The following is a 24,538-nucleotide window of genomic DNA, read 5'->3' on the forward strand; positions in this document are numbered from 1 at the left end:
ATGTTAAAAGCGATTCAAAAAAATGGTCTGACTTTGGCGCTATTTGCTTGCGCTTCCACTGGGCTCGTAGCAATCACTAACGCGCTCACAGAGGACCAAATCGACCAACAGCAAAAAGCTCAGCTCAAATCGGTTCTCAATCAAGTCATTTCGCCGCGCATGCATGATAATGATTTAGCAAATGCGTGTACTCTCGTCACGCACCCTTCTCTCGGGAGCGATAAGCCAATGCCCGTCTATATCGCCACGCTCGATGGCCAACCGAGCGCGGTGGCCATCGAGTCGGTGGCACCTGATGGCTATAACGGCGCAATCCAATTAATTACTGGAATAACCGCAGATGGCACAGTGTCAGGCACTCGTGTTCTCGCTCATGCCGAAACACCCGGGCTTGGTGATAAAATTGATCTTCGGGTCAGCGACTGGATTTTGAGCTTTACCGGAAAAACCGTGACACCGGAAAACGAATCAAGTTGGAAAGTACGTAAAGACGGCGGACAGTTTGATCAATTTACTGGCGCAACGATAACGCCTCGCGCAGTGGTAAAAGCCGTAAAACACACCGTTGAATATGTGAATAGTCACTGGCAAACCATTGTTAACCAACCTCAAACATGTGGAGGTTCCAATGAGTGAACATAAAGTGTTAATGAAAAATGGCATGTGGGATAACAACCCGGCCCTCGTTCAGTTGCTGGGGTTGTGCCCACTGCTTGCGGTGTCATCAACCGTTACCAATGCCTTAGGCCTTGGTATTGCAACGATGCTCGTGCTTGTTGGATCAAACGTTATCGTCTCATTAGTTCGAGATTATGTACCTAAAGAAGTACGTATCCCTGTGTTTGTGATGATCATCGCCGCACTGGTAACCTGTGTTCAACTATTGATGAATGCCTATGCCCATGGCTTGTACCTCTCTTTAGGGATCTTTATTCCTCTGATCGTAACGAACTGTATCATCATTGGTCGCGCTGAAGCTTACGCATCAAAAAATGCCCCGCTTCCTTCTGCGATTGATGGATTTTGGATGGGACTTGGCATGACCAGTGTTCTGGTCGTCCTTGGGGCGATGCGTGAAATTCTTGGTCAAGGTACCCTATTTGACGGTGCTGACCTATTGCTGGGCGATTGGGCGACCGCTTTGCGTATTGAAGTCTTCCATTTTGATACCAGCTTTTTACTTGCGCTTATGCCACCAGGCGCTTTTATTGGTGTTGGATTGTTAATCGCATTGAAAAACATTATTGATAAATACATTGCAGCTCGCCAACCAAAACAAGAAAAACCGAACATCGAACGGGTTCGCGTGACCAACTAATGGCGAAATTTGATTAAACATATTTACGGAAGCTTTGTGACTCATGAACAATACCAAACGCGTTCAAATATTGGAGCGACTGAGGGAAAATAACCCGAACCCACAAACTGAACTGAATTGGAGTTCACCCTTTGAGCTCTTAATTGCGGTTTTGTTGTCGGCACAAGCCACAGATGTTAGTGTCAATAAAGCGACGGATAAACTCTACCCTGTTGCGAACACACCACAATCTATCTTGGATTTGGGTGTCGATGGGGTTAAAGAGTACATCAAGACTATTGGATTATTTAATTCTAAAGCTGAAAACGTCATTAAGACCTGCAAAATTTTGGTTGAACAGCACGGTGGTGAAGTCCCTGAAAACCGCGAAGCTTTGGAAGCGCTTCCCGGGGTTGGTCGTAAGACCGCCAATGTGGTACTGAACACAGCCTTTGGCTGGCCGACCATTGCCGTCGATACGCATATTTATCGCGTATCTAATCGCACTAAGTTTGCGATGGGCAAAACCGTAGACGACGTTGAAGCAAAACTGCTAAAAGTCGTCCCTAAAGAGTTTAAACTCGATGTACACCACTGGTTGATTCTTCATGGCCGCTATACTTGCGTGGCACGTAAGCCCCGTTGTGGCAGCTGTATTATTGAAGACTTGTGCGAGTACAAAGATAAAATCTATCCAGAAAACTAGGAGCAAATCATGTCAAACGGTCGTGTTTTACACACCATGCTGCGCGTTGGCGATCTTGATCGTTCAGTCAAGTTCTACACCGAAGTTATGGGAATGAAACTTCTTCGCACTAGCGAGAACAAAGAATACGAATACACCCTAGCGTTTGTTGGTTACAGCGACGAATCAGAAGGCGCAGTGATTGAGCTAACCTACAACTGGGGCACGTCGGAATACGATTTGGGTAACGCATTTGGTCACATCGCGATTGGCGTCGATGACATTTACACTACTTGTGATGATATTAAAGCAGCGGGTGGCAACGTGACTCGTGAGCCAGGCCCAGTCAAAGGCGGCACAACACACATCGCCTTCGTTAAAGACCCTGATGGCTATATGCTTGAACTTATTCAAAACCGCCAAGCTTCAGCAGGCCTTGAAGGCTAAGCCGAAGATAAGCTTGTACCTAAAAGGATGGCTTAGCCATCCTTTTTATTTATGCTTTACTTGAGAATGATTACCATTTAATATTAAACCACTTTGTTAACACGGAGTGACAACAATGGATATTCGTGATTGGGAAAACCACACTCTCCTTGCCGATACAGCACTAAAAGATAACGATCCACTGCGCAGTATTCTTCATTATCAACAAGCGTTAACCGTCAGTGACTTACTGTCTGAAGTCGCTGAAATTGAACTCGAAGAGCGGCTAATGATTTCGGTCATCTCTTGCCATAATTTGGCCAGTTTTTGGCGTAGCGTCGGTGATGATGGTTATGAGTTAAAATACCTACAGCTCGCCTCTGAGAAAGTTCTAACGATGGTACCGCAGTGTCCGAACTCTGAATGCAGCGCATTTATCGACTCAGTCGGTTGCTGTAAAAAAGCGCTGGTGGAGTTTATGAAACGCCACCCAAACCCCACTATCGCACGTTTGGTACAAGACATAGACACGGCAACCAACTGCAACCTCATCGCGAAATTTAAACTCAATTAAAAAAGCCTGCATAATGCAGGCTTTCATTTCTAGATTTGAGTGCGCCCTAACGAAATGACGACGCGTCGGTTACGGTCTTTACCTAATGGTGAAGCATTATCGGCAACCGGCCGGCGCTTACCATACCCCTGCACTTGAATTCGATCTTCCGGCAAGCCCAGAGATTTAAAATAGCGTTGCAGCGCTTCAGCCCGTTGCTCTGACAAGCTCTGGCTAACGCTTTTACTATCGGAATTATCGGTGTAGGTCGACACCAATACTAAGTCGATATCTTGATTGTATCGAATGTATTCTGCAATTTGCGCCAACCGTTTTTGTGAGGTTTTATTCAGTTCGACACTGGTTAGGTCGTAGTGAAGGATAGTAAATGCGATATCTTCAAAACTGTATGGCAATAAATTGGCAAGACAATCACTGAACGTGTTGTATTTGGCTTGAAACTGAACGGACGATAACGCGACTTCAATTCGCTCGTTTCGCCCTTGCCACTCTTGGTAACTGAATGTTGGATAACGTCCTTTCTCCAGCTCAGTCAAAATGCTCCACGCCATTTGACCACCGACATAGCCATCAAACTGTTTAAAAAACGTCAGATTCGTTAATCTCTCGGCACTGTCTCCTGGGCGCCATACAGGAGGCATAGAAACAAGGGTAACATTACGGCTTTCTCCCATTGGTCGGCGCATCTTAAGCTCAAAATCCAAATTGATTTTCTTGCTGGCGTGAGATGTAAACTGCGCTTCACCAAAATTTGGAATCCGATGTGAGAGACGACACTCCAAAGGCGTATCGACAATCATCTGCCACGACGACTGCTGCGGCGTAGCCACATAATGCCGTTCAAGCGCTGCTGCTGGAAGGTTAACTGCCAGTGGCATGATGGCAAATAATAAGTAAGCTAAGGGGTTTCGTTTCAATGTCATCTCTATCTGTACCGCTAAAAAAAGTGGCGACTTATTGCCGCTTAACACGTTTCCTTGACCAAGGATGCAAAAAGCTCGCCAATACATGAGAATCACTTTCTTGTGCTCGATAGTTTTTCTTACTGGAAGAATCTGCAATAATGCCGAGCTTGTCACAATAATCTGGACTCTCATGACTGAACAGAATGACCAACTGACCCTTAAAAAGCGCTTTCGAGGCTATTTTCCTGTGGTGATCGACGTGGAAACAGCCGGTTTCAATTCTCAGACTGATGCACTGTTGGAAATCTGCGCTGTGACATTGAAAATGGATGAGGAAGGCAACCTACACCCAGCGTCTACTTTACATTTTCATATCGAACCGTTTGAAGGTGCCAACCTTGAAAAGGAAGCGTTAGAGTTTAATGGTATTCTCGACCCGTTTAGCCCATTACGCGGAGCCGTCACAGAAGAGCATGCTTTAAAAGAGATCTATAAACAGATCCGTAAAGAGCAAAAAGCAGAAAGCTGTAGCCGAGCAATCATGGTCGCCCATAATGCGAACTTTGATTTAAGCTTTGTCATGGCAGCCAGTGAACGTGCCAAACTCAAGCGCATTCCTTTCCACCCCTTTGCCGTGTTCGACACCGCGACGTTAAGTGGCCTTGCCTATGGGCAAACGGTGCTCGCACGCGCTTGTAAAGTGGCAGGAATGGAGTTTGATAATAAAGAAGCACACTCAGCGCTTTATGATACTGAAAAAACTGCTGAGCTCTTCTGCGGTATCGTCAATAAGTGGAAAGCTTTGGGTGGCTGGCCATTGACCTCTGCACAAGAGAACGAATAATCCCCAATAAATATTGAGCCGAACATGAATCCTGTCGTAATTTCTGTATGTATAATGCTGTTGCTCGCGCTGATGCGGGTCAACGTTGTGGTCGCGCTAACCTTTAGTGCGATTGTTGGCGGTTTAGTTGCCGGAATGCCGCTTGTTGAGACCGTATCTGCATTTGAGAGTGGTCTTGGTGGCGGTGCGACGATAGCACTGAGTTATGCCATGCTAGGCACCTTTGCTGTTGCCATCTCCAAATCGGGTATCACCGATCTTCTCGCTCGTAGCGTGATTAAGCGTATCCATGGTAGAGACGCCGGTGCCGCAAGCACAGGGTTAAAATATACCGTGCTGATCGCGTTGATCCTGATGACCATGTCATCGCAAAATGTCATTCCTGTGCATATCGCGTTTATCCCTATTTTGATTCCACCTCTATTAGGCGTGTTTGCCAAATTAAACGTTGACCGCCGTTTGATCGCTTGTGTCTTAACCTTTGGTTTAATCACGCCTTATATGGTTCTACCTGTTGGGTTTGGTGGTATTTTCCTCAATAACATTCTGCTTAAGAACCTGCATGACAACGGACTTGCCAGCGTTGATGCAAGCCAAGTTCCTACCGCAATGCTACTGCCAGCGGCTGGCATGTTGTTTGGCTTGGTGACCGCGATTTTCTTTAGCTATCGTAAACCTCGTGAATACCAAGAGACTGGATTAACCCAAGTTGATGAAAACCCGACACATCATATCCAAGGTAAAAACATTGCTGTCGCCGTCGTCGGCATTGTTGCGGCACTGAGCGTCCAATTAGTGACAGGCTCGATGATTGTTGGCGCACTGGCTGGCTTTATGGTGTTTACTTTTGGCGGTGTGATTGCTTGGAAAGAGACTCATGATGTGTTTACTAAAGGTGTACACATGATGGCAATGATTGGCTTTATCATGATTTCTGCGGCGGGTTTCGCTGCTGTCATGAAACAAACTGGTGGTGTCGAATCGCTGGTACAAGCCCTTTCAACCAGTATCGGTGATAACAAGCCAATGGCAGCACTACTGATGTTAGTTGTTGGCCTGCTAGTGACCATGGGTATAGGCTCTTCATTCTCAACGATTCCTATTATCGCCACTATTTATGTCCCACTTGCGGCAGCGTTCGGCTTTTCTCCGATGGCTACCATCGCACTGGTAGGAACTGCAGCAGCGCTGGGTGATGCCGGGTCACCCGCTTCTGACTCGACATTAGGCCCAACATCTGGTCTTAACGCAGATGGTCAACATGAGCATATTTGGGAAACTGTGGTTCCAACCTTTATCCACTACAACATTCCACTCATCATATTTGGCTGGATTGCGGCAATGACGCTTTAGTCCATCCATCGCATAAAAAAGGTCTGGCATTTGCCAGACCTTTTGCTTTAACTCAGTCTGCGTACGAAAATTACCAACCGGTAACTTCACGTAGCCCTTGACCAATTTCCGCTAGCGACTTAACGGTTTTCACACCAGCCGATTCAAGCGCTTCAAACTTATCTTCTGCCGTTCCTTTACCACCAGAGATAATCGCACCAGCGTGACCCATGCGTTTACCTGGAGGCGCAGTCACACCCGCAATGTAAGATACCACTGGCTTGGTGACATTCTCTTTAATGAACGCTGCTGCTTCTTCTTCCGCTGTTCCGCCGATTTCACCAATCATCACGATGGCTTCCGTTTCAGGGTCTTCTTGGAACAGTTTTAGGATATCAATAAAGTTTGAACCAGGAATTGGGTCACCACCAATACCAACACAGGTAGACTGACCAAAACCTTCGTCAGTGGTTTGCTTAACCGCTTCGTAAGTCAATGTTCCACTACGAGAGACGATTCCAACTTTACCTTTCTTATGAATATGACCTGGCATAATACCGATCTTACATTCGTCAGGCGTGATAACACCCGGACAGTTCGGACCAATCATACGAACGCCAGTTTCTTCAAGCTTAACTTTAACGTCGATCATATCCGTCGTCGGGATACCTTCAGTGATCGTAACGATGAGTTCAATACCGGCATCGATCGCTTCTAAGATTGCATCTTTACAGAAAGGCGCTGGGACATAAATGACCGTCGCAGTTGCTCCAGTAGCTTCAACCGCTTCACGTACTGTGTTAAATACAGGCAGACCTAAATGCGTTTGACCACCTTTACCAGGGGAGACGCCTCCTACCATTTGTGTGCCGTAAGCGATTGCTTGCTCTGAGTGGAAAGTGCCTTGACCACCAGTGAAACCTTGGCAGATTACTTTCGTGTCTTTGTTAATTAATACAGACATTATTTCGCCTCCGCAGCAGCAACAACTTTCTGAGCAGCATCAGTGAGCGACTCAGCAGCAATGATATCAACATCAGAATTAGCCAGAACTTCGCGACCTTTATCCGCGTTCGTACCTTCAAGACGAACGACAACAGGGACGCTGACTCCAACCTCTTTAACCGCACCGATAATGCCTTCTGCGATCATGTCACAGCGAACAATGCCGCCGAAGATATTAACCAGTACCGCTTTTACGTTGTCATCAGAGAGGATAATTTTGAAGGCTTCGGCAACACGTTCTTTCGTTGCACCGCCTCCCACATCGAGGAAGTTCGCTGGTTTACCACCATGTAGGTTAACAATGTCCATTGTTCCCATTGCAAGACCTGCACCGTTAACCATACAGCCAACGTTACCATCAAGCGCCACATAGTTAAGTTCCCACTGTGCGGCATGCGCTTCACGCTCGTCTTCTTGAGAAGCATCGTGCATTTCACGCAGTTTAGGCTGGCGGTACATAGCATTAGAGTCAATGTTGATTTTGCCATCGAGACACAGCAAGTTGCCTTCACCCGTAATCACTAACGGGTTGATCTCAAGTAATGCAAGGTCATATTGAGAGAACATAGTGCCAAGACCCATAAAGATCTTCACAAACTGTTTAATTTGATCGCCTTGCAGTCCAAGTTTGAATGCCAGTTCACGGCCTTGATAAGCTTGAGGGCCAACTAATGGATCGATCGCCGCTTTGTGAATTAATTCAGGGGTTTCTTCGGCGACTTTTTCAATTTCAACACCACCTTCTGTGGATGCCATGAAAACAATGCGACGCGAACCGCGGTCAACAACAGCACCAAGATACAGTTCATTAGCGATGTTAGAAGCTTCCTCTACGAGGATTTTAGAGACCGGTTGACCATTCGCATCTGTTTGATAAGTCACTAGGTTTTGACCTAGCCATTTTTGGGCGAATTCACGGATGCCATCTTTGGTGTCATGCAGTTCTACACCGCCCGCTTTACCGCGGCCGCCAGCGTGGACCTGACATTTTACGACCCATTTTTCTCCGCCAATTTTACCCGCTGCTTCCGCCGCTTCTTGTGGCGTATCACATGCGTAACCTTCCGGCACTGGCAAACCGAATTCTGCAAACAGCTGTTTGGCTTGATATTCATGCAAATTCATTGTGTTATTCCGTAAGTTTATATCCTTTAAAGGATTTATTATTTCCATTTAGCCCTAAAGGGCTGATGACTTTTACGTCTGTAGGGTGCTTCTCAAATTCAGCCGTTGTATCGGCTCAAATGAAGGCCAGAGGTTGAGCAATCTAGCCGTTGAAGTAATCGGTGCTTAAGTGATTAAGCACCGATTAGCTTCGATTACACGTCAAGCAGAAGACGTGCAGGATCTTCTAGAAGTTCTTTAATGGTCACCAAGAAGCCAACCGACTCACGACCATCAATCAAACGGTGATCGTATGAAAGCGCCAAATACATCATTGGCAAAATCTCTACCTGACCATTGACTGCCATTGGACGTTCTTGGATTTTATGCATACCCAAAATTGCCGATTGTGGCGGGTTGATGATAGGCGTCGACATTAATGAACCAAAAACACCACCGTTAGTGATAGTGAAATTGCCGCCCATTAGCTCATCGACGGTCAACTTGCCGTCACGTCCTTTAATCGCAAGGTCTTTAATGCCTTTTTCAATGTCGGCAAATCCAAGAGTATCACAATCTTTGAGCACTGGCGTAACCAAGCCGCGAGGGGTAGAAACCGCCATGCTAATGTCAAAATAGTTGTGATACACGATGTCATCACCATCAATCGATGCGTTCACTTCAGGGAAACGCTTTAGTGCCTCGGTAACGGCTTTCACGTAGAAAGACATAAAGCCAAGACGAATACCATGACGCTCTTCGAACACATCTTTATATTGCTTGCGAAGATCCATGATTGGCTTCATGTTAACTTCGTTGAATGTCGTTAGCATCGCCGTGCTGTTTTTCGCTTCAAGAAGACGATTTGCAACCGTTTTACGCAAACGTGTCATTGGAACACGTTTTTCACTGCGAGCGGCAGCAGGCGCTTCAACCGCCGCTGGAGCATCGGATTTCGGTGCCTCTTTTGCTTTGGCAAGATGCGCTTCGATATCTTCACGTGTAATACGACCACCCACACCCGTGCCTTTGACTTGGCTAGCCTCAAGACCATGTTCGCCTAATAAGCGGCGTACCGCTGGGCTTAACGCATCATTGCTTTCTTCGGTCAAAGACGCTTTGTGGCGTTTATCAGGAGAAGATTGTGATTCTGCCGTAGTATCTTTTGTCGGTTCGCCGGCCACAGCGCCAGGTTTAAGCTTAGCTAAAAGCTGTTTAGACAGAACCGTTGCGCCTTCTTGCTCAACGATCGATTCTAAAACACCGGATTCAGGCGCAGGCACTTCCAGCACCACTTTATCGGTTTCAATATCAACTAAAACTTCGTCACGTTCTACAGCATCACCGGGTTGTTTGTGCCATGTTGCCACTGTTGCATCTGCAACCGACTCGGGTAAGTCCGGAACCAGAATTTCAATTGTCATATCTGTTTCATCCTTTTTACTTCTAGTTCTAATCTAGGGTCAGAGCGTCATCAACCAACGCTTTTTGTTGTTTCAAGTGGACTGACATATAACCCACCGCCGGAGAAGCGGATGCTGGGCGTCCTGCGTATTTAAGGTCCGCACCTTTAGGAATTGCCGCTCGGAAGTTATGTTGGCTGCTATACCAGGCGCCTTGGTTTTGAGGCTCTTCCTGACACCATACATAGTCCACAACGTTCGGATACTTCTCAATTGCCGCTTTCACGTCGTCAAGTGGGAACGGATACAACTGCTCAATACGAACAATAGCAACATCGTCCTGTTCGTTGTTGCGGCGCTGTTCGAGTAAGTCGTAATAAACTTTACCCGCACAGAAAACAACACGCTTGACTTGCTCAACAGGAAGTTCTTCCACTTCTGGAATCGCAGCTTGGAAACCACCTTCCGCGAGGTCTTCCAAAGAAGATACACAGAGTGGATGGCGAAGCAGTGACTTAGGAGACATCACAATCAAAGGTCGACGCATTGGGCGAACCACTTGGCGACGAATCATGTGATAAACCTGCGCTGGTGTTGAAGGGACAACCACTTGCATGTTTTGCTCTGCACAAAGCTGTAAGTAACGCTCTAGACGTGCTGAAGAGTGTTCAGGACCCTGTCCTTCGTAACCATGTGGTAACAGCATTGTTAGACCGCATAAGCGCGCCCACTTCTGTTCCCCAGATGAAATAAATTGGTCGATAACCACTTGAGCACCGTTGGCAAAATCACCAAACTGCGCTTCCCAAAGAGTGAGTCCGCCCGGCTCTGCCGTTGCATAACCATACTCAAACGCCAATACCGCCTCTTCAGACAACACAGAGTCAAACACTTGGAATGGCCCCTGCTTATCGTGAATATTACACAGCGGAATATAGGTGCTGGCATCACTTTGGTTGTGGAGTACAGCATGGCGATGGAAGAACGTACCACGACCTGAGTCTTGACCTGAGATTCGAATGCGTTTGCCATCATCGACCAGCGTAGCGTAAGCCAAGATTTCTGCCATCCCCCAGTCAATCGCTTTTTCACCGGTCAACATCGCATTGCGATCGTTATACAGCTTATTAACTCGACTTTGCAGTTTATGGCTTTCAGGATACTGACAAGCACGCTGACCTAACTCAATCAAGCGCTTACGATCAAATTGATTCGCCCATTTTTCATCCCACTCATGGCCGATATATGGAGACCAATCCACCGAATGCATTGCCATCGGACGCCACTCTTTCACCACGACTTCACCTCGGTCCAAGGCGTCACGGTATTCGTTAATCAGTTGAGTGGCGGTTTCGATATCGCTTTCGTTTTTATCAATCAAGACATCTGCATACAACTTACGTGGCGTTGGATGCTTCTTGATTTTCTGATACATCAACGGTTGCGTTGCATTAGGTTCATCCGCTTCATTGTGACCATGACGGCGGTAACAGACAAGGTCAATCACCACATCACGTTTAAACTCATTACGGTAATCAAGCGCAATGCGAGTCACAAAGGCGACGGCTTCTGGATCATCGGCATTAACATGGAAAATAGGTGCCTGAACCATCTTCGCGATGTCAGTACAGTACATCGTGGAGCGAGTATCCTTCGGGTTTGATGTTGTAAAGCCCACTTGGTTATTCACCACAATACGAACCGTACCACCAACTTGGAAACCACGCGCTTGAGACATATTAAAGGTTTCTGCAACGACACCTTGTCCAACCACAGCGGAATCACCATGAATGGTAATCGGCAGTACTTTGCTACCGTCTGAATCTTCGAGGCGATCTTGACGAGCACGTACAGACCCCATAACCACAGGGTTAACGATTTCTAGGTGCGATGGGTTAAACGCAAGCGCTAAGTGGACATCACCACCTGCCGTCGCGAAGTCTGCCGAAAAGCCCTGATGGTACTTCACATCACCCGTACCCCAGGTTTCATCGTGCTTACCAGCAAACTCATCAAACAAATCTTGCGGCTTTTTACCCAACACGTTCACCAACATGTTTAGACGCCCACGGTGTGCCATTCCCACAACCACTTCACGCATACCGCTTGAGCCTGCGTGACGAATTAATTCTTTTGTCATTGGAATAAGCGCATCGCCCCCTTCAAGGGAGAAACGCTTCGCGCCTGGGAATTTAGCACCGAGATAGCGTTCAAGACCTTCTGCCGCGGTCAATTCTTCTAAAAAGGTCAGTTTTTCTTCAGGGGTAAAAGAAGGTTGACCAACAACAGATTCAAGGCGTTGTTGAATCCAACGCTTTTGCTCTGTGTCTGTCATATGCATATATTCAGCACCAATCGAACCACAGTAGATCTTATTTAACGCGGCGTGAATATCTTTAAGTTGCATTGTGTCTTGACCAATAGCGAAAGAACCGACGTTAAACGTCTCTTCGAAATCGTCTTGGGTCAAATTATGAAATGCTGGGTCTAGTTCAGCCACTGTTGGGCGGATCCATAGACCTAGAGGATCTAATTGAGCTGCTTCATGTCCGCGGAAGCGGTACGCATTAATCAGCTGTAGGACTTTTACTTGTTTCGCATCGACATCAGGATCACTAACTTGGACACTGTAATGCTTCGTTTCTTGAGCGAGTCTCCGGAAGTAGTCACGGACACGTGAGTGTGGCTGTTCAGCGACACTGTCTGAGTTTTTTGGTAACTCATCAAAAACACGTACCCACTCCTCACTTACCGAGTCGGGATCACTTAGATACAGTTCGTAGAGGTCTTCTACGTACGTTGCATTGGCGCCAGCCAAGTGTGAAGACTCGAGCCATGCCTTCATCACGCCGTTGTGCATATTTTCCCTTTACCAGTAGTTTTCACGTTTGCTGCGGTCTACGCCGAGCTCTATTTAACGTCGGCGACGTTAGCCATCGCCGACCAAGATGTTGCAGTCATTAAACCGAACGGTTCACCAGCATTGACTTAATATGGCCAATCGCTTTGGTTGGATTCAGTCCCTTTGGACACACACTGACACAGTTCATAATGCCGTGGCATCGGAAAACACTGAAAGCGTCGTCCAAATTTGACAAACGTTCGTCAGTTGCCGTATCGCGACTGTCAATCAACCAGCGGTAAGCTGCAAGCAGCCCAGCAGGACCAATAAATTTATCCGGATTCCACCAGAATGACGGGCACGATGTCGTACAACAAGCACACATAATACACTCATATAAGCCATCTAAATGCGCGCGCTCTTCCGGCGATTGCAAATTTTCTCGAGACGGTGGTAAATCGCCGTCAGAAATCAAGAAAGGCTTAACTTTTGCATAGTTATCGTAAAATTGTGTCATGTCAACGATAAGATCTCGCACAACCGGTAAACCGGGCAATGGACGGATAACAATCTTACTTCCAGATAAAGCTGAAAGTGGTGTAATACAGGCCAACCCGTTCTTACCATTCATGTTTAAACCGTCTGACCCACATACGCCTTCGCGGCATGAACGACGAAACGCAATAGATGGGTCTTGCTCTTTCAGCAAAATAAGTGCGTCCAACACCATCATGTCAGAGCCTTCTTTCACCTCAAGCTCATAATCCTTCATATACGGCTTTTTATCGACGTCCGGATTATAACGATACACAGAGAAGTTCAGTTTCATTGTCGTGTCCTCCCTTAGTATGTACGTACTTTCGGTGGAAAGGCATCACGGTGAACGGGTGTCATATTGACATCACGCGTGCTCATTTCTCCGGTTTCTGGATTATAAATAGAGTGGCATAGCCATTTCTCGTCATCACGTTCAGGATAGTCGAAACGAGCGTGAGCACCACGGCTTTCCGTTCTAAAGTTTGCGGCAACCGCTGTTGAGATTGCTGTTTCCATCAAATTATCCAGCTCCAGACACTCAATACGCTGGGTATTGAACTCTTTCGATTTATCGGATAGATGACCTTGCTGTAGACGCTCACGGATTTCTCTAAGCTCATTGAGCCCTGTCGCCATTGCGTCACCTTCACGGAATACCGAGAAGCTATTTTGCATACATGTTTGTAGATCTTTACGAATCTGTGCTGGGTCCTCACCACTGGTGCTGTTCTCCCAGCGCATAGTGCGGGCCAATGACGCCTCAATATCAGATTCGGTTGCCGGGCGAGCTTCTGCTTGAGCGGCTAAGGTTTCGCCTAAATGCAAACCCGTTGCACGGCCAAATACCACTAAATCTAGCAACGAGTTACCACCGAGACGGTTTGCGCCATGCACAGAGACAGATGCAATTTCGCCACAGGCAAACAAGCCTTGAACTTCAACATCTTGACCTTGCGGGTTTTGCTTCAACGCTTGGCCAGAGACTTGTGTTGGTACGCCACCCATCATGTAGTGACAAGTTGGGATTACAGGAATCGGCTCTTTAACTGGATCAACGTGAGCAAAGGTACGTGACAACTCACAAATACCAGGAAGACGTGATTCAAGTACATCTTTACCTAAATGATCGAGTTTCAATTTAATGTGAGGCCCCCAAGGACCATCGCAGCCACGGCCTTCACGAATTTCGATCATCATCGAGCGTGCAACAACATCACGTCCTGCCAAATCTTTGGCATTCGGTGCGTAACGTTCCATAAAGCGCTCGCCATCTTTATTAAGAAGATAGCCACCTTCACCACGGCAACCTTCAGTTACCAGTACCCCAGCGCCAGCAATGCCGGTGGGGTGGAACTGCCACATTTCCATATCTTGCATTGGCACACCTGCACGCAATGCCATACCAACACCATCACCGGTGTTAATGTGGGCATTGGTGGTTGAGGCGTAAATGCGACCTGCCCCACCTGTAGCGAGGATAGTTGCTTTCGACTTGAAGTAACAGATCTCTCCGGTTTCCATGCAGATTGCAGTACAACCGAGAATCGCGCCGTCTTGGTTTTTCACCAAATCCAGTGCATACCACTCAGAGAAAATTGTGGTTTTATGTTTAATGTTTTGTTGATACAAAGTATGCAAAAGCGCATGGCCTGTACGGTCAGCGGCAGCGGCAGTACGCGCCGCTTGCTCACCACCAAACTCTTTTGACTGACCGCCAAACGGACGCTGATAAATAGAGCCATTTTCAAAACGAGAAAATGGTAATCCCATTTTTTCAAGTTCAATGACTGACTCTGGGCCCGTTTTACACATGTATTCGATGGCGTTTTGGTCACCGATATAATCAGAACCTTTCACGGTATCGTACATGTGCCACTGCCAGTTATCTTGGTGAGAATTGCCTAAGGCAACGGTAATCCCGCCTTGAGCAGACACCGTATGAGACCGTGTCGGAAAAACTTTAGACAGCAAAGCACAAGTAAGGCCTTGCTCAGAGATTTGCAGTGCAGCGCGCATACCTGCACCACCAGCGCCGATTACAACGGCGTCAAATTCGCGAACTGGAATAGTCACTTACGCACCCCACAGAATAAATAGACCAGAGAAAAAATAACCAAATAGCACAGCAATCACACCTAGCTGAAGAAACGCGCGAAGCTTGGAACATTTGATATAGTCAGTAAGAACTTGCCATAGGCCGATCCACGCGTGGATAAGCACACATACCAGAGCAAGCATGGTGAACACCTTAGTAAAAGTGCCGCCAAAAAACTGGGTCCAGGAAGCGTAATTGATGTCTGCGAAGGCGAAAAAGCCAACCAGATACACGGTATAAAGCGTCATGATGATCGCAGTGGCACGAATTAACAGATAATCGTGTACCCCATTACGACCAAAAGAAGAGATGTGTTTTACCATACCATTACCCCCGCAAGAACAGATAGGATGATTGTTACACCGAAAGCGACTTTCGCGCTCATTGCGCCAGATTCAAGCTCTTCGAAATAACCGAGATCCATGAGGAGGTGACGAATACCACCAGCGATATGGTAAGCAAGGGCAGTAAGAATGCCCCATAAAATGAACTTAACAAAAAAGCCTTCTACAATTTCAGAAGCTTCCATAAAGCCCATTTGGGACGAGAGGGATGTGGATAGTAACCAAAGCAATATACCGATCGATACAAACGTTATCACACCTGACACGCGGTGAAGGATAGAAGCGATTGCTGTGATCGGAAAGCGAATGGTCTGCAAATCTAAATTAACAGGTCTTGACTTTCTTTCTTTCACGGGCTTGCTCACTCTGCTCTATCGAGCATTTATAGTTATCAACGAAAATCAGGTTGAAAACCCACAAAAGTTACATTTAATTAACATTTAATCGCCCATATGAGCGCACCATTTTGTAAAATAAATGTTAACAACAAGATTAAAAACAGCCTTCATGATTTGTTTCTAGCCTTGAATTTATAAGGTTTTCACCATAATTCACTACGCCACTATACGGCTCGCAACATTCTAATACAATTGATGTAACAATTTTTGCTACACAGAACAGATTTTTAACTTTATACGTTCAAAAAATCATAACAAGTGCACACATCCGAGGAGAACAATTGACTTTGCTTGCGAAGGCACGTAAAAAAATGGCACACAAAACATCCTGGACGGATTAAATAATAAACAAAGGAGATTGTTATGGCAGATAAGAAAGCGACCCTTCATATTGAGGGCAAAGCGCCAATCGAACTGCCGATTATGGACGGGACACTCGGTCCGCAAGTAATCGACGTTCGTAAACTTGGAGCCAATGGTTTCTTTACCTTTGACCCAGGTTTTCTTGCCACTGCATCTTGTGAATCTCAAATCACTTATATCGATGGTGCCAAAGGTGTGCTTTTACACCGTGGGTTCCCAATCGATGAATTGGCGAATAACGCTGATTATTTAGAAGTCTGCTACATCCTTCTTTATGGGGAAGCCCCTACACGTGAGCAATACGAGAAGTTCAAAAAGACAGTGACTCGTCATACGATGGTTCACGAACAAATCGCCAGTTTTTTCCACGGCTTCCGCCGCGACGCACACCCAATGGCAGTGATGTGTGGTGTGGTTGGAGCACTGGCTGCGTTCTATCATGACTCGCTCGACATCAATAACGATTCACACCGAGAAATCGCTGCGTATCGCTTGATTTCAAAAATGCCGACCTTAGCGTCAATGTGTTACAAGTACTCTATTGGTCAACCATTCATCTACCCACGTAACGACTTAAGCTACGCAGAAAACTTCTTACACATGATGTTTGCCAACCCATGTGAAGAATACGAAGTGAATCCAATCGTCGCTCGCGCTATGGATAAAATCTTTACTCTGCATGCTGATCATGAACAAAATGCGTCAACATCAACGGTTCGTCTCGCCGGTTCTTCTGGTGCTAACCCATTTGCGTGTATCGCAGCGGGTATTGCATCACTTTGGGGGCCTGCACACGGCGGTGCAAATGAAGCATGTTTGAGAATGCTGGAAGAAATCGGCAGTGTCGATAAGATTCCTGAGTTTGTTGCGCGAGCAAAAGACAAAGATGACCCATTCCGCCTGATGGGCTTTGGTCATCGCGTTTACAAAAACTACGACCCACGAGCCACGGTGATGCGTGAAGCGTGTCATGAAGTACTTACTGAGCTTAATATTCAAGATCCACTGCTTGATGTGGCAATGGAACTGGAAAAAATTGCCTTATCTGATGAGTACTTTGTTGAGAAGAAACTATACCCGAATGTGGACTTCTACTCAGGGATCATTTTGAAAGCGATTGGTATTCCTGTCTCCATGTTCACCGTTATCTTTGCGATGTCACGTACTATCGGTTGGATTGCACACTGGAATGAAATGCACAGTGACCCAACTAATCGTATCGGTCGTCCTCGTCAACTTTATACCGGTAAGCAATCACGTAAATTTAAGCCATTGCACGAACGTGAATAACGACTTGGTCATCAAAAAAAGCGAGCTTCTAAGCTCGCTTTTTTATTGCTAGGGATTGCATCCAATCTCAAGATAGTCGTCATCAAACTGGATTATCGATATCAATAAATTCCACGTCCAAATCATACGTTTGACTTAACCACTCACCCAACGCTTTCACCCCATAACGCTCAGTCGCATGGTGCCCTGCCGCAAAATAATGAATATTTTGTTCACGTGCACTGTAAGTCGTGCGTTCAGAGATTTCACCGGAAAGATAAGCGTCTAAATGATTCGCTGCCGCAAGCTCAATAAAGTCCTGTCCTCCTCCGGTGCACCAACCGATGGTTTCAATCTGATTTCCGTTGCCACTCGCAATATGCAGCGGCTGTCGATTCAGCACCTGAGCAATCTTTTGGCCAAACTGCTCTGCGCTCATCGGTTGTTTTAATCGCCCTTGCATCACCACAGATTGAGGCGTCGGCTCAAGGCCACCAAGCACTTCAATATCCAGCAACTGAGCTAATTGTGCGTTGTTGCCCAATGTCGGATGAATATCAAGCGGCAAATGGTACGCATACAAGTTAATATCATGTTTGATTAATTGACGAATACGCGTCCCTTTCATGCCTCGAATAGGCTCGGCCTCGCCTTTCCAGAAATAGCCGTGATGGACCAATATCGCATCTGCATTTGCTTCAATTGCTCTCTCAATGAGCGCCTTAGACGCCGTTACCCCGGTAATGACTTTTCTCACTTCAGATTTGCCCTCAACCTGAAGTCCATTCGGGCAATAATCTTTGATTAAATGCGGTGAGAGTTCCGCATTGAGTCGCTGTTCGAGTTCTAAATGATTCATTCGGGCTTCCCATCTTGTTCAATGTGAGAGGTTATAGCAATTTCAGGTTACAATGTCGAAATTATCCATTCAAGAGTGTAGCCGCCACATCGCATGCAGCATTTTTATCAGTGGGTCATTGAAACCCCAGCTCTATTTGAGCTTGAGCAATCAGCACCTTTTACCAGTTTCGAGCACTTAGGCTTATCTCAACAGCGCCCCGAAGCCATGGTTTATCAAGGTAACCCTCGCTTAGGGTTCGTATATCAGTACCTATGCGACCAAGTCTTGAAACATTCATCACAATTCGAGGTTGTCGAGCAAGAAATTCAACTCAATCAAAATGGTAAGACTCTCGGCGCAATTGATTTCATCGTTCGCGATCATCAGCAACCACAATTGCAGCACTGGGAAGTCGCGATTAAGTTTTACCTTCTGCACGGAGATAGTTGGTATGGCCCAAATGCGCACGACCGTTTAGATAAAAAGCTTCAGCGAATGCTCGAGCATCAACTGACTTTGACGCAGCATCCCGCCTTTATCGAGCAATACCCTGACTATCAGCACCTATTTACCCAATTACTCATGCAGGGACGACTGTATATCAACCCGTTTTCTGCTCAAGCAGTTCCTCAATATTGTCTTGGCCATAAACTGAACTCAAGCCAAATCCAAGGCTATTGGTGCTACTCACATCAATGGCATCATATTGGAGAACCTCTCTTCGCACTTGAAAAACATCAATGGGCAACAGGGCTAGAGCCTCAACATCAACACACGCCAATCACTGAATTTTCCGGGCGATTTATTCATGCTCAAAGCGCAAGTGGTCAATTTTGGTTTATCGTTAATCAACAATGGCCACATGACAATAACTAATCACGTGATCGGCTAAACGAAAAAACAAAAAAAGGCGACACAGTAACCTGTATCGCCTTCATGTTATTAATCAGCCTGTGTTATAAACCGGCTTCTGCAAATACTTGATTCACAATCTCTTGTGCTTCTTGTTCAATTTGCTTGAGGTGCTCACCACCCTTAAAGCTTTCACAGTAAATTTTGTACACGTCTTCAGTACCTGACGGACGAGCAGCAAACCAGCCATTTTCTGTTGTTACTTTAAGGCCACCAATTGCCGCATCATTGCCTGGCGCATGAGTTAAACGCGCGGTAATGGCATCGCCGGCTAAAGTATCGGCTTTCACCATTTCTGCTGACAACTTTTTTAATACGTCTTTTTGTGGACCATTGGCGACGGCTTGAATTCGGTTGTATTGAGATTCACCGTGTTTCGCGGCCAACTCTTCATAATACTGCTGTGGGTTTTTGCCAGTCACTGCAGTGATTTCAGCAGCAAGAAGGCAAAGAATGATACCGTCTTTATCTGTAGACCATGGCGTACCGTCTTTACGCAGGAATGAGGCTCCCGCACTTTCTTCGCCGCCAAAGCCAAAGGTGCCGTTATATAAACCGTCGACAAACCATTTAAAGCCAACCGGGACTTCACACAACTGGCGGCCAAGATCCGCGACCACGCGATCGATCAATGCACTAGATACAAGGGTCTTACCTACCGCAACGTCCTTATTCCATCCTTGACGATGACGGAATAAGTAATCAATACATACGGCAAGGTAGTGATTTGGATTCATCAAACCTTTTGGCGTAACGATACCGTGACGGTCGTAATCGGGGTCATTACCAAATGCCAAGTCATATTGGTCCTTTAATGCCAGTAAACCTGCCATGGCATACGGTGATGAACAATCCATGCGAATCGCACCGTCTTTATCCAACGACATAAACTGGAAGGTTGGATCAATGGCTTCGCTCACCAAAGTGATATCGAGCTTGTACGTCGCCGCAATTTGGCGCCAGTAATCAATACCGCTACCGCCAAGAGGATCAACTCCGATTTTAAGCCCTGACTTTTGAATCGCTTCGATATCGATGACATTGACGAGGTCATCAATATAAGGCTTAACTAAATCACGCTCACTATAAAGCTCACTCGCTTTTGCCTCAGACAGTTCCATGCGTTTCACGGCGGCTAGGTTGTCTGCAATTAAAGCATTGGCGCGATCTTCAATCGCTTGAGTCAGCTCTGCTTCGGCAGGGCCACCGTGAACGGGGTTGTATTTAATACCACCATCTTGTGGTGGGTTATGAGATGGCGTAATCACAATACCATCCGCTTTTTCGGCGTGAGTTTGGTTGTAGGTTAAGATTGCATGAGAGATACCCGGAGTTGGTGTGTAGCCACCCTCTTGTTGGGCAATCACTTGAACACCATTTGCAACCAGAACTTCGACCACGTTAGCAAACGCCGGTTCAGACAAAGCATGGGTATCTTTACCCACAAACAGAGGGCCAGTTGTTCCCTGCTGCGCGCGTATTTCTGCTACCGCTTGAGCGATCGCCAAAATATGATTTTGATTAAATGTAGATTTGTCCGCGCTACCACGGTGACCAGAAGTACCGAAAACAACTTTATGTTCGGGGTTGCTTGAATCAGGTTGAAGTAGGAAATAGTTCGAAACCAAAGCTGGAATATTATGCAGGTCTTGCTGCTGCGCTTTTTGGCCCGCTCTAGGGTGGTTAGCCATCATGACATCCTTTCTTGAAAATAATGATGAGAAATCAAAAGCCTCATAATAACCAGATGTACTGTATCATTAATGAGGCTTTTGTCAGACTTTTCATTAAATCGATTGGGTCACTTTCTCAATAAGCTCCGCAGGGAAGTTCATACGCGTCATGACTTGGTCGATCATTTGACGTTTACGGCTGGTGTTGGTATTCGTGATAACCCAAAAAGGCGAGTTAGGAATCGCTTTTGGTTTCGTGGTATTGCCACTTGTCAGTAGGGTCTGTTCGTTATCGGCAAAGTAGACTCGCTTGCGTCCTTTCACTTGAGCCGCTTCAGAAAAACCTTGGGCATCCAATTTATACAAAGTCGAAAGAACCAACATAAAACGGTCAATGGCTTTCTTAAGACCCGCAAACTCATCCGAAATCAATAAACCACGCATCTCTTTGACTAAATCATACGTGGTCTCTTGTCCTGCATCTTTGCTGACAACAATCCCTTTGGTTGGTGCAGATGTCAATTCTGCCACTTGGGCTTGCGGCGCTACGTAAGGCGCTTGCGCTTGACCATCGACATTTAACAGACGGCGCAGAATATCCGACGCGCTCTCACCAATATGCTGGGTTTGACCTGCGATGTAACGGTATAGATCCTCATCAACCTCTATTGTTTTCATTCGCTTTTCACAATCTCTATGTTTAAACTCGGATGAATTATAACGAGATCTTCGCCGAGACTCTACGATAAACCAGTCACGAATAAGATAAAAAATGTCACAGCAGCTCAACTATAAAATTCAAGGTGAGGGTCACACCATTGTTTTGATCCATGGACTCTTTGGTAATTTAGACAATTTAGGCCTTTTAGCACGTGATTTAGTCCTTGATCATCAAGTGCTGAGTGTCGATCTTCGAAATCACGGTCAGTCCTTCCACAGCCAAACCCATGATTATGCTTCAATGGCGAAGGATATCGTGGAACTCCTATCGAATCTTGGCATCAAAACGTATACGTTGGTAGGCCATTCAATGGGTGGCAAAGTCGCGATGCAAGTCGCCAACTTGTCTCGTCAAAATACTTCAGCGCTGATTGTGTTAGATATGGCGCCAGTACAATATCACCAACGACGCCACGATGACGTATTCGCGGGGTTGTTTGCGGTATTAGACCACAAGCCCGCTTCGCGGAAAGAAGCGATGGCGATTCTGGAACAACATATTGACACCGATGGTGTACGTCAATTTCTGAGTAAATCCTTATATAAGGAGGAGCAACATATGACATGGCGCTTCAATGTTCATTCCTTATACCAAAATTATCTGAACATTCTGGCATGGGAAACTCAGGCAAGTAACACCGTGCCAACCCTTTTTATTAAAGGCGCAAACTCCGATTACTTAACCCCTGAGTACCAACCACAGATTCAAGCTCAATACCCGATAGCCAAAGCTCATGTAATCGCCAACACCGGACACTGGCTACACGCGGAGAAACCCGCGGAAGTATTGAGGGTAATGCGCCGTTTTCTTAGTAAATAACGTATATTTCGGTGTTAAACGTAAAAAATCCTGCGAATATTCTGCTTGTCATTACGCACTGAATTAACTTTGTGGATTAACAGTGGTATAGTTCGCGCAATAAAATTAGGCATAAAGGGATTCCATGCTTTACGACTATATGAACGTCATTGAGTCTATTGGATTAGACTTACTGTTTGCTGCGATATTCTTTTTAATTGGTATGGCAATTAAAGATGTATTGAAATCCGGCAATGTTCCTCCTTTTGGGCGTCGTATTGTATGGTTGGTTTTGTTTCTCGGCTGTGCTGGGTTTATCGTCAAAGGGATAATTCAGTTAAGTTGGGAAGGAACGGGCTTAGGCTAATCCGTTTTATCGCTAATCACAGACAAGAGTAAAGGTAACGAATCTATGGCAAGTGTAGGTATCTTCTTTGGTAGCGACACAGGTAACACTGAAGCCGTTGCGAAGATGATTCAAAAGCAACTCGGCAAAAAATTAGTTAATGTCCAAGACATTGCGAAAAGCAGTAAAGAAGACATCGATAATTTCGATCTGCTTCTGCTTGGCATTCCAACGTGGTATTACGGCGAAGCACAGTGCGATTGGGATGATTTCTTCCCTGAACTTGAGCAAATTGACTTCTCGACCAAACTCGTTGCTATTTTTGGCTGCGGAGACCAAGAAGATTACGCTGAATACTTTTGCGATGCGATGGGCACGGTACGTGACATCGTTGAAGCAAAAGGCGGCACTATTCTAGGTTATACATCAACCGAAGGTTATGAATTCGAAGCATCTAAAGCGGTGCTAGAGGATGACGATAGCCAATTTGTTGGATTGTGTATCGATGAAGACCGTCAGCCTGAGCTAACCGAGCAACGTGTCAACACGTGGTGTGAGCAGATTTACGAAGAGATGTGTCTCGCTGAGCTCGAAGACTGATAACCATCCCCTGACTGTTCAGGGGATTTTTTTATCTACTTTCAACCGCTAAAGGTTATTCCGCGGTGGTTAACTCTCGGTAAGCCGTCTTTTTTCTGACATAAAGCGTTCGCTGTACTTGCGAGACGACTTCGCCTTGAACATTTTTTATATGGATATCAAATATCGGGAAGTATTTATCGCCAGTTACAGTCTGTTGCAAAATGGCGTCAAGCTGCCCCTGAGAAATCACAAATTCAGCAAACAAATCCGTAGTACCCGGTTTAATAAAGTTGATGCTTGCTTGTTTATCCCACACATAATATTGATGGCCTAAAATACGCATCAACATCAGGGCATAAATCGGGTCAGTTAACGAAAAAATGCTGCCGCCATATTGCGTTCGATTGGCATTTTTATTCCACCAGCGCAGTTTGAGTTTAACGTTAACTTGCCGAAAATCCTGACTAATTTCAGTAATTTTAATTCCCGCTCCCCAGAAAGGCGGCCAACTGTTTAACAAAAATTTTGCCACGCTTGGGGTTAAAAGCTTAGATAGCGAAGAATTCATCCCTGTACTCCATCCAAATTGATTAAGTTAATAAATTGTAACTGGTCGGATGTTTGCAATCAGTGATTATCGTACAATTTTATGACGACCCTCTAGTAACCCCTTGAAGTTCGTGGTTTATTGTTCCCTTATACTAACCTATAATATTCGGAATAGTGAGTGCTGTTTATCGCTGCAGATCATCAACAGGAATGTATATGTCAGACAACAACCAAGCGTTGAAGGATGCTGGTCTCAAAGTAACCCTTCCAAGGCTAAAGATTTTAGAAGTACTACAGCAGCCTGAGTGCCAACACATCAGTGCAGAAGAGCTGTATAAAAAGCTGATTGATCTCGGCGAGGAGATTGGTCTTGCCACGGTGTACCGTGTATTGAACCAATTTGATGATGCGGGCATTGTTACTCGTCATCATTTTGAAGGGGGTAAATCCGTCTTTGAACTCTCAACCCAACATCACCACGATCACCTAGTGTGTTTAGACTGTGGCGAGGTGATTGAGTTTTCAGATCAATTAATTGAAGACCGTCAAAAAGAGATTGCGGCACGTTACAATGTTAACTTGACCAACCACAGTCTTTATCTCTACGGCAAGTGTGGTGATGGGAGTTGTAAAACTAACCCTGACGCACATAAAGAGAAGAAATAATAAAGGCGCTTATAGCGCCTTTTTTGA

Annotated in this window: 25 protein-coding genes and 1 pseudogene; 13 read left to right on the plus strand and 13 right to left on the minus strand. The window is 45.9% G+C overall.

Annotated features, from left to right (window positions below):
- From rsxG to M1D72_RS17380, 5 genes are all read left to right on the plus strand, one after another.
- Positions 1-636: an electron transport complex subunit RsxG gene (gene rsxG, locus M1D72_RS17360; protein WP_456296017.1), complete on the plus strand. Its 636-nt coding sequence runs from the start codon at positions 1-3 to the stop codon at positions 634-636.
- Positions 629-1,318: an electron transport complex subunit E gene (locus M1D72_RS17365; RefSeq protein ID WP_390189123.1), complete on the plus strand. Its 690-nt coding sequence runs from the start codon at positions 629-631 to the stop codon at positions 1,316-1,318. The genes rsxG and M1D72_RS17365 overlap by 8 nt, the downstream gene beginning before the upstream one ends.
- 43 nt (positions 1,319-1,361) lie before the next feature.
- Positions 1,362-2,003 carry an endonuclease III gene (gene nth, locus M1D72_RS17370; protein WP_456296018.1) on the plus strand — a complete coding sequence of 214 codons (642 nt, stop codon included), beginning with the start codon at positions 1,362-1,364 and terminating at the stop codon, positions 2,001-2,003.
- A 9-nt stretch (positions 2,004-2,012) separates the two neighbouring features.
- Positions 2,013-2,429 carry a lactoylglutathione lyase gene (gene gloA, locus M1D72_RS17375; protein WP_390189099.1) on the plus strand — a complete coding sequence of 139 codons (417 nt, stop codon included), beginning with the start codon at positions 2,013-2,015 and terminating at the stop codon, positions 2,427-2,429.
- Between the two features lie 115 nt (positions 2,430-2,544).
- Positions 2,545-2,982 (plus strand): DUF2753 domain-containing protein, encoded by a 438-nt coding sequence (locus M1D72_RS17380; protein ID WP_456296019.1) that lies wholly within the window; start codon positions 2,545-2,547, stop codon positions 2,980-2,982.
- 29 nt (positions 2,983-3,011) lie between these two features.
- On the opposite strand, the pseudogene motY reads toward M1D72_RS17380, so the two are convergent.
- A pseudogene (motY, locus tag M1D72_RS17385) lies at positions 3,012-3,830 on the minus strand (flagellar protein MotY); the annotation flags it as partial.
- Between the two features lie 247 nt (positions 3,831-4,077).
- Here motY and rnt point away from each other — a divergent pair.
- A complete protein-coding gene (gene rnt, locus M1D72_RS17390) occupies positions 4,078-4,731 on the plus strand; it encodes a ribonuclease T (RefSeq protein ID WP_390189095.1) in 654 nt (217 codons plus the stop codon).
- A gap of 24 nt (positions 4,732-4,755) precedes the next feature.
- Positions 4,756-6,084, plus strand: a complete 1,329-nt coding sequence (locus M1D72_RS17395; protein WP_456296020.1) for a Na+/H+ antiporter family protein — start codon at positions 4,756-4,758, stop codon at positions 6,082-6,084.
- Between the two features lie 70 nt (positions 6,085-6,154).
- Here the strand turns inward: M1D72_RS17395 and sucD are convergent, their stop codons facing one another.
- The 8 genes from sucD to sdhC form a co-directional block, all read right to left on the minus strand.
- The gene (gene sucD, locus M1D72_RS17400; RefSeq protein ID WP_456296021.1) at positions 6,155-7,027 is read right to left on the minus strand and encodes a succinate--CoA ligase subunit alpha; all 873 of its coding nucleotides are present in this window, start codon (positions 7,025-7,027) and stop codon (positions 6,155-6,157) included.
- On the minus strand, positions 7,027-8,193 hold the full coding sequence (gene sucC / locus M1D72_RS17405; protein WP_390189092.1) for an ADP-forming succinate--CoA ligase subunit beta: 1,167 nt from the start codon (positions 8,191-8,193) through the stop codon (positions 7,027-7,029). The genes sucD and sucC overlap by 1 nt, the downstream gene beginning before the upstream one ends.
- 194 nt (positions 8,194-8,387) lie before the next feature.
- Positions 8,388-9,596, minus strand: a complete 1,209-nt coding sequence (gene odhB / locus M1D72_RS17410) for a 2-oxoglutarate dehydrogenase complex dihydrolipoyllysine-residue succinyltransferase (protein WP_456296022.1) — start codon at positions 9,594-9,596, stop codon at positions 8,388-8,390.
- Positions 9,597-9,624: 28 nt separating this feature from the next.
- On the minus strand, positions 9,625-12,435 hold the full coding sequence (gene sucA, locus M1D72_RS17415) for a 2-oxoglutarate dehydrogenase E1 component (RefSeq protein ID WP_456296023.1): 2,811 nt from the start codon (positions 12,433-12,435) through the stop codon (positions 9,625-9,627).
- Positions 12,436-12,535: 100 nt separating this feature from the next.
- Positions 12,536-13,246: a succinate dehydrogenase iron-sulfur subunit gene (locus M1D72_RS17420; RefSeq protein ID WP_390189089.1), complete on the minus strand. Its 711-nt coding sequence runs from the start codon at positions 13,244-13,246 to the stop codon at positions 12,536-12,538.
- A gap of 14 nt (positions 13,247-13,260) precedes the next feature.
- Positions 13,261-15,027, minus strand: coding sequence for a succinate dehydrogenase flavoprotein subunit (sdhA, locus tag M1D72_RS17425; protein ID WP_390189088.1), 1,767 nt, complete (start codon positions 15,025-15,027; stop codon positions 13,261-13,263).
- On the minus strand, positions 15,028-15,372 hold the full coding sequence (gene sdhD, locus M1D72_RS17430) for a succinate dehydrogenase, hydrophobic membrane anchor protein (RefSeq protein ID WP_456296024.1): 345 nt from the start codon (positions 15,370-15,372) through the stop codon (positions 15,028-15,030). It abuts the gene before it with no gap.
- Positions 15,366-15,758: a succinate dehydrogenase cytochrome b556 subunit gene (sdhC, locus tag M1D72_RS17435; protein ID WP_390189086.1), complete on the minus strand. Its 393-nt coding sequence runs from the start codon at positions 15,756-15,758 to the stop codon at positions 15,366-15,368. Before sdhC ends, sdhD begins: the two co-directional genes overlap by 7 nt.
- A gap of 396 nt (positions 15,759-16,154) precedes the next feature.
- Here sdhC and M1D72_RS17440 point away from each other — a divergent pair, with 396 nt between their 5' ends.
- Positions 16,155-17,444 carry a citrate synthase gene (locus tag M1D72_RS17440; protein ID WP_390189085.1) on the plus strand — a complete coding sequence of 430 codons (1,290 nt, stop codon included), beginning with the start codon at positions 16,155-16,157 and terminating at the stop codon, positions 17,442-17,444.
- 82 nt (positions 17,445-17,526) lie between these two features.
- Here M1D72_RS17440 and M1D72_RS17445 read toward each other — a convergent pair whose 3' ends face one another.
- Positions 17,527-18,282, minus strand: coding sequence for a Nif3-like dinuclear metal center hexameric protein (locus M1D72_RS17445; RefSeq protein ID WP_456296025.1), 756 nt, complete (start codon positions 18,280-18,282; stop codon positions 17,527-17,529).
- Between the two features lie 93 nt (positions 18,283-18,375).
- Between M1D72_RS17445 and M1D72_RS17450 the strand changes: the two genes are divergently transcribed.
- Positions 18,376-19,140 (plus strand): DUF1853 family protein, encoded by a 765-nt coding sequence (locus tag M1D72_RS17450; RefSeq protein ID WP_456296026.1) that lies wholly within the window; start codon positions 18,376-18,378, stop codon positions 19,138-19,140.
- 80 nt (positions 19,141-19,220) lie between these two features.
- Here M1D72_RS17450 and pgm read toward each other — a convergent pair whose 3' ends face one another.
- Entirely contained in the window at positions 19,221-20,867 is a 1,647-nt protein-coding gene (gene pgm, locus M1D72_RS17455) for a phosphoglucomutase (alpha-D-glucose-1,6-bisphosphate-dependent) (protein ID WP_456297421.1), read from the minus strand.
- A gap of 96 nt (positions 20,868-20,963) precedes the next feature.
- On the minus strand, positions 20,964-21,527 hold the full coding sequence (seqA, locus tag M1D72_RS17460) for a replication initiation negative regulator SeqA (RefSeq protein WP_390189081.1): 564 nt from the start codon (positions 21,525-21,527) through the stop codon (positions 20,964-20,966).
- A 94-nt stretch (positions 21,528-21,621) separates the two neighbouring features.
- Here seqA and M1D72_RS17465 point away from each other — a divergent pair, with 94 nt between their 5' ends.
- The 3 genes from M1D72_RS17465 (at position 21,622) to fldA (ending at position 23,314) form a co-directional block, all read left to right on the plus strand.
- Positions 21,622-22,389 carry an alpha/beta fold hydrolase gene (locus M1D72_RS17465; protein ID WP_456296027.1) on the plus strand — a complete coding sequence of 256 codons (768 nt, stop codon included), beginning with the start codon at positions 21,622-21,624 and terminating at the stop codon, positions 22,387-22,389.
- A gap of 124 nt (positions 22,390-22,513) precedes the next feature.
- Positions 22,514-22,735 carry a DUF2788 domain-containing protein gene (locus M1D72_RS17470; protein ID WP_456296028.1) on the plus strand — a complete coding sequence of 74 codons (222 nt, stop codon included), beginning with the start codon at positions 22,514-22,516 and terminating at the stop codon, positions 22,733-22,735.
- A 45-nt stretch (positions 22,736-22,780) separates the two neighbouring features.
- Entirely contained in the window at positions 22,781-23,314 is a 534-nt protein-coding gene (gene fldA / locus M1D72_RS17475; protein ID WP_390189078.1) for a flavodoxin FldA, read from the plus strand.
- 55 nt (positions 23,315-23,369) lie between these two features.
- Here fldA and M1D72_RS17480 read toward each other — a convergent pair whose 3' ends face one another.
- Positions 23,370-23,864: a DUF4442 domain-containing protein gene (locus M1D72_RS17480; RefSeq protein ID WP_390189077.1), complete on the minus strand. Its 495-nt coding sequence runs from the start codon at positions 23,862-23,864 to the stop codon at positions 23,370-23,372.
- A gap of 197 nt (positions 23,865-24,061) precedes the next feature.
- On the opposite strand from M1D72_RS17480, the gene fcrX reads away from it, so the two are divergent.
- Complete coding sequence (gene fcrX, locus M1D72_RS17485) at positions 24,062-24,511, plus strand: ferric iron uptake transcriptional regulator FcrX (protein ID WP_390189076.1); 450 nt, start codon at positions 24,062-24,064, stop codon at positions 24,509-24,511.
- The last annotated feature ends 27 nt before the right edge of the window (positions 24,512-24,538 follow it).

The sequence above is a fragment of the Vibrio sp. AK197 genome (genome assembly GCF_053903115.1).